Annotated in this window: 12 protein-coding genes and 1 pseudogene; 10 read left to right on the top strand and 3 right to left on the bottom strand. The window is 64.1% G+C overall.

Annotation, left to right across the window (positions count from 1 at the left end; genetic code table 11):
• Nucleotides 1-50: 50 nt before the first annotated feature.
• A complete protein-coding gene (locus tag ACQCSV_RS11500) occupies nucleotides 51-479 on the top strand; it encodes an ester cyclase (protein WP_426938438.1) in 429 nt (142 codons plus the stop codon).
• A 541-nt stretch (nucleotides 480-1,020) separates the two neighbouring features.
• Here the strand turns inward: ACQCSV_RS11500 and ACQCSV_RS11505 are convergent.
• A complete protein-coding gene (locus tag ACQCSV_RS11505; protein ID WP_426938439.1) occupies nucleotides 1,021-1,146 on the bottom strand; it encodes a hypothetical protein in 126 nt (41 codons plus the stop codon).
• 101 nt (nucleotides 1,147-1,247) lie between these two features.
• Between ACQCSV_RS11505 and ACQCSV_RS11510 the strand changes: the two genes are divergently transcribed.
• The gene (locus ACQCSV_RS11510; RefSeq protein ID WP_426939559.1) at nucleotides 1,248-2,168 is read left to right on the top strand and encodes an aldo/keto reductase; all 921 of its coding nucleotides are present in this window, start codon (nucleotides 1,248-1,250) and stop codon (nucleotides 2,166-2,168) included.
• Here the strand turns inward: ACQCSV_RS11510 and ACQCSV_RS11515 are convergent.
• Complete coding sequence (locus ACQCSV_RS11515; RefSeq protein WP_426938440.1) at nucleotides 2,153-3,202, bottom strand: LacI family DNA-binding transcriptional regulator; 1,050 nt, start codon at nucleotides 3,200-3,202, stop codon at nucleotides 2,153-2,155. The two genes, ACQCSV_RS11510 and ACQCSV_RS11515, sit on opposite strands and share 16 nt — an antisense overlap.
• Nucleotides 3,203-3,495: 293 nt before the next feature.
• Here ACQCSV_RS11515 and ACQCSV_RS11520 point away from each other — a divergent pair, with 293 nt between their 5' ends.
• From ACQCSV_RS11520 to ACQCSV_RS11530, 3 genes are read left to right on the top strand one after another with little or no spacing between them, the layout of a single operon-like run.
• Nucleotides 3,496-4,815 (top strand): extracellular solute-binding protein, encoded by a 1,320-nt coding sequence (locus ACQCSV_RS11520; RefSeq protein WP_426938441.1) that lies wholly within the window; start codon nucleotides 3,496-3,498, stop codon nucleotides 4,813-4,815.
• Nucleotides 4,816-4,819: 4 nt separating this feature from the next.
• A complete protein-coding gene (locus tag ACQCSV_RS11525; RefSeq protein WP_426938442.1) occupies nucleotides 4,820-5,722 on the top strand; it encodes a carbohydrate ABC transporter permease in 903 nt (300 codons plus the stop codon).
• Nucleotides 5,722-6,531: a carbohydrate ABC transporter permease gene (locus tag ACQCSV_RS11530; RefSeq protein ID WP_426938443.1), complete on the top strand. Its 810-nt coding sequence runs from the start codon at nucleotides 5,722-5,724 to the stop codon at nucleotides 6,529-6,531. Before ACQCSV_RS11525 ends, ACQCSV_RS11530 begins: the two co-directional genes overlap by 1 nt.
• On the opposite strand, the gene ACQCSV_RS11535 is transcribed toward ACQCSV_RS11530, so the two are convergent.
• Nucleotides 6,483-7,772 (bottom strand): ISL3 family transposase, encoded by a 1,290-nt coding sequence (locus tag ACQCSV_RS11535; protein ID WP_426938444.1) that lies wholly within the window; start codon nucleotides 7,770-7,772, stop codon nucleotides 6,483-6,485. The genes ACQCSV_RS11530 and ACQCSV_RS11535 overlap by 49 nt on opposite strands.
• A 109-nt stretch (nucleotides 7,773-7,881) precedes the next feature.
• Here ACQCSV_RS11535 and ACQCSV_RS11540 point away from each other — a divergent pair.
• The 5 genes and pseudogenes from ACQCSV_RS11540 to ACQCSV_RS11560 form a co-directional block, all read left to right on the top strand.
• A pseudogene (locus ACQCSV_RS11540) lies at nucleotides 7,882-8,073 on the top strand (carbohydrate ABC transporter permease); the annotation flags it as partial.
• A 29-nt stretch (nucleotides 8,074-8,102) separates the two neighbouring features.
• Complete coding sequence (locus ACQCSV_RS11545) at nucleotides 8,103-9,281, top strand: Gfo/Idh/MocA family protein (RefSeq protein ID WP_426938445.1); 1,179 nt, start codon at nucleotides 8,103-8,105, stop codon at nucleotides 9,279-9,281.
• 53 nt (nucleotides 9,282-9,334) lie between these two features.
• Complete coding sequence (locus ACQCSV_RS11550; protein WP_426938446.1) at nucleotides 9,335-10,339, top strand: sugar phosphate isomerase/epimerase family protein; 1,005 nt, start codon at nucleotides 9,335-9,337, stop codon at nucleotides 10,337-10,339.
• 49 nt (nucleotides 10,340-10,388) lie between these two features.
• Nucleotides 10,389-11,087 carry a ThuA domain-containing protein gene (locus ACQCSV_RS11555; RefSeq protein WP_426938447.1) on the top strand — a complete coding sequence of 233 codons (699 nt, stop codon included), beginning with the start codon at nucleotides 10,389-10,391 and terminating at the stop codon, nucleotides 11,085-11,087.
• Nucleotides 11,072-12,205, top strand: coding sequence for a Gfo/Idh/MocA family protein (locus ACQCSV_RS11560; RefSeq protein WP_426938448.1), 1,134 nt, complete (start codon nucleotides 11,072-11,074; stop codon nucleotides 12,203-12,205). Before ACQCSV_RS11555 ends, ACQCSV_RS11560 begins: the two co-directional genes overlap by 16 nt.
• Nucleotides 12,206-12,427 lie beyond the last annotated feature (222 nt).

Raw genomic sequence — 12,427 nt, forward strand, 5'->3', positions numbered from 1 at the left:
TAGTTCGTAGCAGCCGTTCTGGCTGCGAGGGCTCCGTTCAAGGAGGAATAATGGGCAACAGTGATGAGCTGCGGCGAGCGTACCGCCAGCTAATAGGGGCCGTCGCAGCCAACGACGAGGATGCGCTGGCCGGAATCGTCAGCTCGGACATCGTGGACCACGGCGCCGGTCCAGGCCAGCCTCCAGGCCTGGCCGGAATTGTCTTCTGGATGCGGGGATTCCATGCCAGCCTGTCCGCCTTTACGGGAAGCGTCGAGGACACTGTTGTGGAAGGGGACAAAGTTGCCGGTCGTGTGACGTGGCGCGGGACACACACCGGGCCTTTCCTTGGTCTGGCAGCTACCGGCAAACCGGTGACGGTGGTCTCCATTCACGTCCTCCGCTTTGAGGACGGCCTCGCCGTCGAATGGTGGGGTGTCCCTGATCTCTATGGTGCGCTCATCATGCTGGGCGCCCGCCTCGAACTCCAATCCGGCTGACCTGCCGGGGATCAGACGCCGGCAACCAGCTGCCCTCAGGGCGAGTGCCTCGTCCAGGACCCTGCGGGAGTTGTTTGGATCGTGCGCAAAGCGGCCCGGAAAAGATCCGGAGACACCATGGAGCGTTGGCAGCGGCCCGGGATTGGCCGAGCCGCCGCATAAAGCTCGTAACTCCCGCACTCCGGTTTGCGCAAAACCGTCCCCGAGGCTGTTGGACTACGTCTGACACATACCCGACGGCGGCGGGTTCCGCATCGCCGACGGGTCCAACGGGTTCATAGGGACAATGAACCGGACGGCCAAGGTCCAGTGGGCGGCAACGGCTGTTTCGATCTGGCCGAATACAAAGTCCGCGGCGTCTGCTGTCGTGCCGCCGTCGGGCTCCCCAACTCATATCATCGGTGCGAGACCGGCAGCAGGGCCGAACCGGCCAGCAGCCTGTCGGCGGGTCCAATGCCGCCTCATCAGCGAAGTCGGCCGGGGTTGTCGAAGATCTGGGTCATGGTTCCTCCTTGGATCCGTGGTGGAGGCTAAACCGTAGTCAGACGTTGGCGAGTTCCGCCGCCGGCTGCTGCCGGCGCTGGGCCTCCTGGCTGCTTGACGTCTGCGAGGACCTGGCGGCTGACGGTACGCCCTGCAGGGCGGCCGCCCCGGGAAGCTGGAGCATGGTTCAGATTCTAAAGAACTGCTCCTCCGGTGGAGGCCGGCGTTCCTATATTAGGCAAGACAGGGCGTACGGTCTCTGTGGTGGGTCTGGGTACCTAGCAGCTGGGAGCCGATTGGGGCAGCGTGGACCAAGCCGAGGCCGGCCGGATCCTGGCAGCCGCGGCGGACGCCGGAGTGTCGTCTTTTGATACCGCAGACGTCTACGGCGACGGGCGGAGCGAGCAGACCATCGGGGCCTACCTCGCCGCGAACCCCGGCCTGGACATCACGGTGGCCACAAAGATGGGCCGGCGCATGGAACAGCAGCCTGAGAACTACACGCTGGCCAATTTCCGACAGTGGGTGGACCGTTCGCGGCGGAACCCGCAGACCGACTGCCCGGACCTGGTGCAGCTGCACTGTCCCCCGACCTCCGTCTACAGCCGCCCGGAAGTCTACGAGGCGTTGGACACTCTGGTCAGCGAAGGCGTCATCAGGAACTACTGCGTCAGCGTCGAACGTACAGACGAAGCGTTGGAAGCTATCAGCCATGACGGTACAGCTACCGTGCAGATCATCCTGAACGCCTTCCGGCTCAAACCGCTGGAGGAGGTCCTCCCGGCGGCGCAGGCCGCTGGTGTCGGGATCATCGCCAGGGTCCCGCTGGCCTCCGGACTGCTGTCCGGAAAGTACTCACGGGACACCTCTTTCGCCGCGAACGACCACCGCAATTACAACCGCAGCGGTGCTGCCTTCGACGTGGGCGAGACGTTCTCCGGCGTCGACTTCGAGCAGGGGCTGGAGGCTGTGGCGGACTTCGGAAAACTCGTTCCTGCCGGGGCAACAACGGCCCAGGCCGCCATTGCCTGGATCGCACCACAGGACGGCGTCAGCACTGTCATCCCCGGGACCAGGAGCCCGGAACAGGCCCGCTCCAACGCCGCAGCGGCAGCGGTGATGGAGTCCATTGGCCGGGACTTCAGCGACGGTGTGCAAGAGATTTACGACAGAAACTTCCGCGGGGCCGTTCACCCGCGCTGGTAGTCCCGGGGCGGGGCGGTGGATTCGCGGACGACGAGATGGGTGGCGAGCTCCACCCTGCTGGAATCCAGCACCTCTCCGCGCATCTGGCGCAGAATAAACCGAAGAGCGGCCCGGCCCATCTCCTGCAGCGGCTGTGTGACCGAAGTGAGTGCGGGCACTGATTCCTCGGCCTGATAGGTGCCATCGAATCCGACCAGGCTCATGTCCTCCGGAACCCGAATATTCTGCCTGCGCGCCTCAGCGAGCACGCCCAGCGCGATGCTATCGCTTGCCGCAAAGATGGCAGTCGGCCGCTTTTCGAGCTGGAGCAGGGTCCTCATGCCGTGGGCGCCATGGTCAGACCGGAAAGGGCCGGACAGGATGTACCGGTCTTCGACGGGGACTCCCTTCGCCCTCAGGGCGGCCATGTATCCGTGCAGCCGGGCCTGGTTACATTCGGCCGCATCGGGGCCCCCGAGGTAGGCGATCCCGCGGTGGCCCAGCTCAAGGAGGTGTGAAGTGGCATCCTTGCCGCCCGCCCAATTGGTTGTTCCGACGCTGACCACATCTGCCGGCGGTGGATTGAGCGGGTCTATGACCACTACGGGAATTCCCCGGCGGTGAAAGGCGTCCAACTGGGCGGCACCGAAGGCCGATGTCACCACGATCATCCCGCACCGACCTTGGTCGATAATCCGCTGTGCCCGCTGCTCCGATGTCAGGGTCGAGGCGCCTTGCTTGCCTGTGACGTTGAGCAGGACTTCGATGTCGGATTCAGCGGCGTACTCCAGGACACCATTGAGCACTTCCACGGCGTATGCCGAATTCAGCGAGTCAAAGACGACCTCCACAGCCTGCCGTCCGGCCATGTTTTTGCGCTGCTGCAGCGGAGATTTGTACCCTGTACGCGCCAGCACGGTCAGCACTTTGGCGCGGGTGTCTGCCGAGACGTCATCTCGCCCATTGATGACCTTTGAGACTGTTGGCGCTGAAACGCCTGCCTCTCGGGCAACCGCCGCCAGCGTCAGCTTCTCCGTCTGTTCAACAGTGGACATCCGACTCCCTTTGCCTTTCGAGAAATTTCGATGCCCTCAGTTTGCCGCTTCGCGCCTATTTGGTCAACCGAAGTCTCCCCAAAGAGTGAATTTGCTCACTAAAAAGGCTTGACGACAGGTTCATCCAGCGCTAACTTTATCTGACAGACCGCAAGTTTTAGCGAAATATTTCGAAACTCGGTTTTGAATAATTTAGACTCAGTTCAACGGCAGTGCTGCCTCATCCGAAGGCCGGACTGCCGAACACAAAGCCGGGCAATCAGTGTCGAGCCCGAAGGATGAATGGAATGCAAATGAATACTCCGAAGCTACGCTCAGCCGCTCTGGCCGTATCCGCAGCCGCCCTGTCGATCACTCTCGCGGCATGCGGATCCAGCGGCCCGGCGGGATCCGCTGTCAGCGCGGACTCGCCCAGCATGTGGGGGCTCACCGGCGGCAACCAGACGGTGACGCAGAAGTCAGTGGATGCCTGGAACACTGCTCATCCAGACGAGACCATCAAGCTCGACTTCTTCGCGAATGATGCTTACAAGACCAAGGTGCGCACGGCCGTCGGCGCCGGACAGGGACCGACCTTCATCTACGGCTGGGGCGGCGGGGTTCTGAAGTCCTACGTGGATGCCGGACAGGTGGCCGACCTCTCCGAATTCGTGAAGCAGAATCCTGATGTCCAGAGCCGTTACCTGCCCTCAGTCCTGAAGAACGGCCAGATTGACGGCAAGACCTACGCGCTGCCCAACAACAACGTCCAGCCCGTGGTCCTGTACTTCAACAAGGACGTGTTTGACAAGATCGGCGCCCAGCCCCCCAAGACCTGGGACGAGTTGATGGCGCTGGTGCCGAAGTTCAAGGCCGCCGGCGTGGCACCGTTTTCATTGGGCGGTCAGTCAAAGTGGCCGGACCTGATGTGGCTTGAGTATCTGGTGGAGCGCATCGGCGGGCCCGATGTCTTCGCCAACATTGCCGCTAACAAGCCGAACGCCTGGTCCGATCCTGCAGTCACCCAGGCCCTGACGAAGATCCAGGAGCTGGTGGACGCCGGCGGATTCGTCAACGGATTTTCCTCGATTGCGGCGGACAGCAACGCCGACCAGGCTCTGCTCTACACGGGTAAAGCGGCCATGGTCCTGCAGGGCGGCTGGATCTACCAGAGCATGAAGAAGGACGCAGCGGACTTCGTCAAGAGCGGCAAACTCGGCTACACCACGTTCCCGTCTGTCTCCGGCGGCAAGGGAGATCCCGCGAACGTTGTGGGCAACCCGTCGAACTTCTGGTCCATCTCTTCCAAGACCACCGACAGCCAGAAGAAGGCAGCGCTGGACTACGTCAAGAGCGGGATGTTCACCGAGGCCGACACCCAGTCCCTGATCGACTCCGGAGCCGTGCCCGTTACCACCGGCATTGAAAGCAAACTGGCAGCGTCCCCCGACAAGGATTTCCTTACCTATGTCTACGGCATGGCGAAAAACGCTCCGAACTTCACGCTTTCGTGGGACCAGGCACTTAGCCCCGCCCAGGGCGACGTCATGCTGTCAAACCTGGACCAGATCTTCCTGAAGAAGATCAGCCCGGATCAGTTCGTCGCAACGATGAACGCAACGATCGGAAAGTAAAACAGTGTCTGTCTCAACCGGATCTTCCCGACGGGCCCTTGCAAAGGGCCCGTCGGGGTGGCTGGCCGCCCCAGCCCTCATCTTCTTCCTTCTCTTCGCGATCATCCCTCTGGTCGGTGTGCTGTTTCTCAGCTTCACGAAATGGGACGGCCTCGGCGAGATCAAGCTTGACGGTTTCTCCAGCTGGACCACGGTCTTGACGGACCCTGTTACCGGCAACGCGCTGCTGGTGACTGCGAAGATTATGTTCTTTTCCTTCGTCGTCCAGGCACCGATCAGCCTGTTGCTGGGCGTCTTCACCGCTGCAGGACAGAAATACCGGGCTGCACTCGCGGTCCTGTACTTCGTCCCGCTGCTGCTCTCCTCGGCCGCTGTCGCCATCGCCTACAAGGCCCTGCTGGATCCGAACTTCGGCCTCGGGCCGGGGCTGGGCCTCCCCTTCCTCACCCAGGACTGGCTCGGTAATTCGGATCTGGTGCTCTTCGTGGTCGTTTTCGTGATCGCGTGGCAGTTTGTTCCGTTCCACACGCTCATCTACCAAGGTGGCGTCCGCCAGATTCCCACGTCGCTGTATGAGGCGGCACAGATCGACGGGGCAGGGCGCATGCAGCAGTTCTTCAGCATCACCCTGCCGCAGCTGAAGTACACGATCATCACGTCCTCGACACTGATGGTCGTTGGCTCGCTCGCATACTTTGATCTCGTGTTCGTCCTGACCGGCGGAGGACCGGGCTATGCCACGCGACTGCTGCCACTTCACATGTACCTGACCGGTTTCAAGGCCAACGATATGGGTGCGGCCAGCTCCCTCGGCGTCATCCTCGTAGTGATCGGCCTTGCATTGGCCCTGATCCTGCAGCGGCTCGGCGGCAAGAACCGAAACGACAGCCAATTGGAAGGTGCCTGATGGCTTCCACAACCCAGCTTCCCTCTCCCCCCGCGACGAGCACAAAGAGCGGCGGCAGTCCGCGCCGGCCGAAGGGGCCCGGACGCCTCCGCCCCAACTTCCTCGGTGGCCTGGGCGGTTGGGCCTGGCTGGCCGTCATCATCGTTCCTATCTACTACGTCGTAGTGACCAGCCTGAAAAACCAGGCCGGCTTCTTCACCTCGAACCCGATGCTGCCGCCAACCGAACCGACCCTGGACAACTACAAGCTCGTCCTGGAAAACGACTTCGTCAAGTACTTCATGAACTCCCTGATCGTCACGATCGGCAGCGTGATCCCGGCCCTCCTGGTGTCCTTCATGGCCGCCTACGCGATCGTCCGGGGCAAGTCCAGGTTCCTGAGCTGGACCAACAGCCTCTTCCTCCTCGGCCTGGCAGTTCCGCTGCACGCCACGATCATCCCGATCTACTGGATGATCACCCGGGCACACCTCTACGACACGCTGCTGGCGCTCATTCTTCCCTCGATCGCGTTCTCCATCCCGATTTCCGTCCTCATACTCTCCAATTTCATGCGGGATGTACCCAACGAACTGTTCGAGTCCATGCGCCTGGACGGCTGCTCCGATTGGGCAATGATGTGGCGGCTGGCGCTGCCCATGACCAGACCCGCCGTCGTGACAGTCGGTATCTACAACGCGCTGGGGGTCTGGAACGGCTTCCTGTTCCCGCTCATCCGGCTCTTCACGGTTCCCGGGGAATGGTCTGCTGAGATGAATGCTCATGCTGCCATTCGGGCCGCACTTCTCAAGAGGATACGCGATTTGTAGTTGTCCGGATTTCGATAGCCGCGCGCGGTTCGCTTGATATGTTTTATTGCCGTGTTGTTGGCTTCTACTTTGGCGGTGGTTGCACCGGTGACGATGAGCACTTCGATCTCGGCCCACCAACGGCACACGGTCCGGTAGAGCCTGTTTGTTTCCGGCATCGCGGCGCGTGCCACGAGGTCAGCAAGCGCGTCCTTGGCCGCACCCGCGTCTTCAAGGGAGCTGGTGTTCAGCAGCGTGCGGAGCTGTTCCTTGACCTGCCAGGCGGCCTCGAGGCTGCCGGTCGGATCATCGGCGGCGAAGAAGCCGGCCAGCCGGTGCCGGGCCCGTTCTGACAGGTTCTCCTCGGCTTTCAGCAGCAGCATCCGGTTCGCCCACGCCGGGTCCGTGGCCCTGCCCCGCCGGCCCCGGACCTGCTGGGAAAGGCCCTGCCGGACGGTGGTGAGCATGTCGTTGGCCAACATCGTCACGTGGAAAAGATCCACCGAGACCGCCGTGCGTGGCAGCCACATCCGCAGCGCCTTCCGGAACGCCGCGGACGGGTCGATTGCGACGACCTGAACCCCGAGCCGCCACTCAAGGGGCCGGGCGAAGAGCCAGTCCCCGACGCCCTTGTGGTCCCGTCCATCCACGATGCCCAGGACCTGCCCGGTGTCCAGATCAACGATCGTGGTCATCCACGGCTCGTACCGGGTCCACGCCTTTGTGGCAGGGTCCTGGAAGAACCGCACGGACCGATACCGGTGCTCATCGATCCCCAGCATCCTCGGCGCCAGGAGGTCCACGTCAGGCAGGCGGAGAGCGGCGTCACCGATGACCTGTTGGACCAGCCACCATGAGATCCCGAACGCCAGGGCTGTCTCGGACACGGCCCGTCCCGAGGTGATGACCGCGTCCACCAGTGTCTCCCGGAGCCGGCGTGTGGAGCGCGCCCGGCGCGGGACCTGGGGTGTCGCCTCACAGAACGATTTCCGCTCACACAGGTACTCGTCACAGAACCAGCGCCGCTTGTCCCACAGGAGCACTACCGCACCGGCGACCGGGATGTCACGCAGCTTCTGGCAGCGGCGCTCCTTGACCCGGGAAGCGATCACTCCGCAGCTCGGGCAGCCCGGCGGGAACGTGGACTCCACGGTGACGTGGCGGATCCCGCCCGGGAGCAGGACGGTGCCGGCGACTCGGTAATCGGGCAGGTTGAAGATCAAGCTGGCAGCGTCATGGCCAGCCCCAGTAGGCTCTAACAAGGCTCGTGGTTCCTGTTCAGGTTGAATGCGTAGTAACACTCATCCCAGCAGGACCACGAGTCCTCTGCTTGCTACAACACGAACCTATTTCCCCGGGAACCGTGAAGAGCCGCTCATCCTGACCCAAAGCCCTTCCACACGGGTGCTGCCGTTGTCACTGTGGACCTTCCAGGGCGAATTCAGCGTCAACATCCCCGCCGTCCTGGCCTCCGTGGTGCTCGCGACCCTGCCGCTTCTGGTGATCTATGTCGTGGCACGCCGCCAACTCCTCAGCGGACTCACAGCAGGGTTCAGCAAGTAACCGGGCCCCAAACCCCGAAAGGAATCACGATGACCACCGCACAGCCCTTAGGGGTCGGAATGGTCGGCTACGCCTTCATGGGCGCCGCCCACTCCCACGCCTGGCGGACCGCGCCCCGGTTCTTTGACCTGCCGCTGGAACCCCAGCTCACCGCAGTCGCCGGCCGCCATGAGGACGGTGTCCGCGCGGCAGCTGCCAAGCTCGGCTGGGCCTCCACGGAAACGGACTGGCGCCGGCTGATCGAACGCGACGACATCGACCTGATCGACATCTGCACCCCAGGCAATACGCACGCGGAGATCGCAATCGCAGCCCTTGAAGCCGGCAAACACGTCCTGTGCGAAAAGCCGCTGGCCAATTCCGTCGCGGAGGCGGAGCGCATGACAGCGGCCGCCGACGCGGCAGCCAGACGCGGTGTGTTCTCGATGTGCGGATTCAGCTATCGCCGCACCCCCGCGCTTGCGCTGGCCCAACGGTTCGTGCAGCAGGGCCGACTGGGGACCGTGCGGCACGTCCGGGCCCAGTACCTGCAGGACTGGCTCAGCGACGAAAACGCCCCCATGACCTGGCGGCTGGACAAGTCCAAATCGGGGTCCGGGTCACTGGGTGACATCGGAGCGCACATCATCGATGCCGCCCAATGGATCACCGGCCAGAAAATCACCGGCGTCTCGGCCCTCCTGGAGACCTTCGTCCAGCAACGGCCGCTTGCCGGTGACATGGTGGGCCTGGGTGGCCACGGCGACGTCGGCGCAGACACGCCGCGCGGGACAGTCACCGTCGACGACGCCGCGATCTTCACCGCACGGTTCGACGGCGGCCCGATCGGCGTGTTCGAAGCCACGCGCTACGCCCTGGGCCGCAAGAATGCCATGCGGATCGAGATCAACGGGACCAAGGGCTCACTGGCCTTCGACTTCGAAGAGATGAACGTCCTGTCCTTTTACGACGCCGCCGAATCTCCCGATGCCGGCTTCCGCCGGATCTTCGTCACCGAACCCGAACACCCCTACGCCGCCAACTGGTGGCCCACCGGCCACGGCCTCGGTTACGAGCACGGCTTCACCCACCAGGTTGTCGACCTGGTGAACGCCCTCGCGGAACAGCGCCAGCCGGAACCGTCGTTTGCCGATGCCCTGCAGGTTCAGCGCGTGCTGGCCGCCGTGGAAACCAGCGCCGCGAACTCCAGCCAATGGCAAAACGCCTGAGACAAATGCCGGAACCCAAAACCAGACCTGTACCCGAAAACGAGGCACGCTCCATGACACGACCTATCACCCTGTTCACCGGCCAATGGGCTGACCTGCCCTTCGAGGAGGTGGCCCGCCTCGCCGGCGAGTGGGGCTTCGAAGGCCTGGAAATCGCCTGCTGGGGCGACCACCTTGACCCCCGGCGCGCCGTCGAAGTCGATCTCTACCTCCAGAGCCGGCTGGACATCCTGGAAAAGAACAACCTCAAGGTCTTTGCCATCGCCAATCACCTCACCGGCCAGGCTGTCTGCGACGACCCCATCGACGAGCGACACCGGGACATCCTCCCGGACGGCGTGTGGGGCGACGGCGACCCGGAGGGCGTCCGCACGCGGGCCGCCGAGGCCATGAAGGACACGGCCCGGGCCGCGGCCCGCCTGGGCGCCACCACCGTCACCGGATTCACCGGGTCCTCCATCTGGAAGGCCGTGGCCATGTTCCCGCCAGCCTCCGCAGCCATGATCGAACGCGGCTACCAGGATTTCGCGGACCGCTGGAACCCCATCATGGACGTCTTCGACGACGCCGGAGTCCGCTTCGCCCTGGAGGTCCACCCCTCCGAAATCGCCTACGACTACTGGACCGCCAAGCGCACCCTGGAGGCACTCGGCCACCGGAAAAACTTCGGCCTGAACTTCGACCCCTCCCACTTCATCTGGCAGGACCTGGACCCGGTCATGTTCCTGCAGGACTTCGCCCCGAAAATCTTCCACGTCCACGTCAAGGAATCCATCCGGCAGCTCGATGGCCGCAACGGCCGGCTGGGATCGCATCTGCCCTGGGCGGATCCACGCCGGGGCTGGGACTTCGTCACGGCCGGTCACGGCGACGTGAAATGGGAACCCATCTTCCGCACCCTCAACGCGATCGGCTACCAGGGACCCACAAGTGTCGAATGGGAAGACGCGGGAATGGACCGGATGATCGGGGCGCCCCAGGCCCTGGCCATGGTCCAGGAACTCGCCCGCATCGCCCCTCCCGGCGCCGCCTTCGACTCCGCCTTCTCGAGCCGCTGAGCACCACAACTTCCGGTCTCCGGACCGCAATCCAAACAAAGGAAATGCCATGACAGAAAACAAGACCGCACTGGTGGTCCGGGGCGGGTGGGACGGCCACCAGCCCCTGGAGGCCACGGAACTCTTCATCCCGTTCCTCAAGGACAAGGGCTACGACGTCCGGGTCGAGGAGTCCACAAAGATCTACGCCGACGCCGAGTACATGGCCGGCGTGGACCTGGTCATGCAGTGCATGACCATGACCACCATCGAAAAAGACGAATTCGAAGGCCTGCGCAGAGCCGTCGAGAACGGCACCGGCATGGCCGGCTGGCACGGCGGGATTGCCGACTCCTACCGGAACACCTCGGACTACCTCCACCTGATCGGCGGCCAGTTCGCCTGCCACCCCGGTAAGCACCCCGACGAGCTCAAGGGCGAGCAGCCGGACAATTACGTTCCCTACACGGTCAACATGCTCCCGGCCGCAGCAGACCACCCGATCACCCGGGGCATCGGCGACTTCGACCTCGTCACCGAACAGTACTGGGTCCTCACCGACGACTACATCGACGTCCTGGCCACCACCACGCAGAAGGTCCGCGAATGGGACCCTTGGCACCGTGAAGTGACCTCGCCCGCCATCTGGACCCGGCAGTGGGGCCGGGGCCGCATTTTTGTCGCCACTCCCGGCCACAACGTCGAAATCCTCCAGGACAGCAACGTCCGAACCATCATCGAAAGGGGCCTGCTGTGGGCAAGCCGTTAAATGTAGGAATCATCGGCTGCGGCGCAATCATCGCCCAGTACCTGGCCAACATCCCCCGCCTCGAGGCACTCAAGCTGGTGGCCGTCGCTGACCTTGACCCGGGCCGCGCCCAGGCTGTGGCCGACGGCTACGACGGCGTCCGGGCCGTCTCCGTCGAGGACCTGCTGGCCGCCGAGGACGTGGACCTGGTCCTGAACCTCACCATTCCGGCCGCGCACGCCGAAGTGGCCCTCAAGGCGATCGCGGCCGGCAAGAGCGTGTACGGAGAAAAGCCGCTGGCGGCTACGACTGCCGAAGCACGCCAGGTGCTGGACTCGGCACGCGAGGCCGGGGTCGCCGTCGGCTGCGCCCCGGACACCGTCCTGGGGACCGGGGTGCAGACGGCCCGCAAAGCCATTGACGACGGCCTGATCGGGGCCCCCATCTCGGCCACAGCCACCATGGTCACCCCCGGCCACGAACGCTGGCACCCCAACCCGGACTTCTACTACCAGCCCGGCGGTGGGCCACTGTTGGATATGGGCCCCTACTATGTCAGCGCCCTCGTCAACATGCTGGGGCCGGTGGTCTCGGTGATCGGTGCCGCCAGCCACACCAGGACCGAGCGCACCATCGGCTCCGGCCCGCGCGAGGGCCAGGTGATTCCGGTCTCCACCGACTCTCACGTCACCGGGATCCTAGTCCACGCCTCGGGGGCACTCTCCACCCTGGTGATGAGCTTCGACGCGGTAAACACCAAATCCTCGAACATCGAGATCCACGGCGAACGCGGGACGCTCGTGGTTCCGGACCCCAACTACTTCGAGGGCGACGTCGAACTCTTCGCCTTGGGCGCCGACGCCTGGGAGACCCTTCCGGTTTCGGCCGGGTACCTGGACTCGGGCCGCGGCTTCGGCATCGCGGACCTGGCCGCGACCCCGGCCGGATCAGAACCGCGGGCCGGCGGGCAGGTGGCCTACCATGCGCTCGAGGTCATGGAATCAGTACTGGAATCAGCGCGCAGCGGATCAGCCGTGGTGATCCAGAGCACCGCGTCCCGGCCGGACCTGGTGGAACTGACGGACCTGCGGGCTACTGCCATGGGCAACCAGGCCCAGGAGGTCACCCTGAAGGCCTGACGGATACACTCCGGACTGGGGTGAACGACGCCGAACCGCGGCGCCGTTCACCCCAGTCCTTTTGTGCCCGGACGCATCCGCCGGGCGGAGAACCTTCCGGTCTCCGGCGCGCGGCTATCCGGAAGATCCTGCGGGGCCTGATGGTGCTGCCCGGCTGTGGGCCAGCGTGAGCCGGTTCCCGGAGGTTTTGGGTCCGTGGCGGACGTTTCCCGCGGCGCTTCC

The organism is Pseudarthrobacter sp. S3 (assembly GCF_050156905.1).
Lineage (GTDB): Bacteria > Actinomycetota > Actinomycetes > Actinomycetales > Micrococcaceae > Arthrobacter.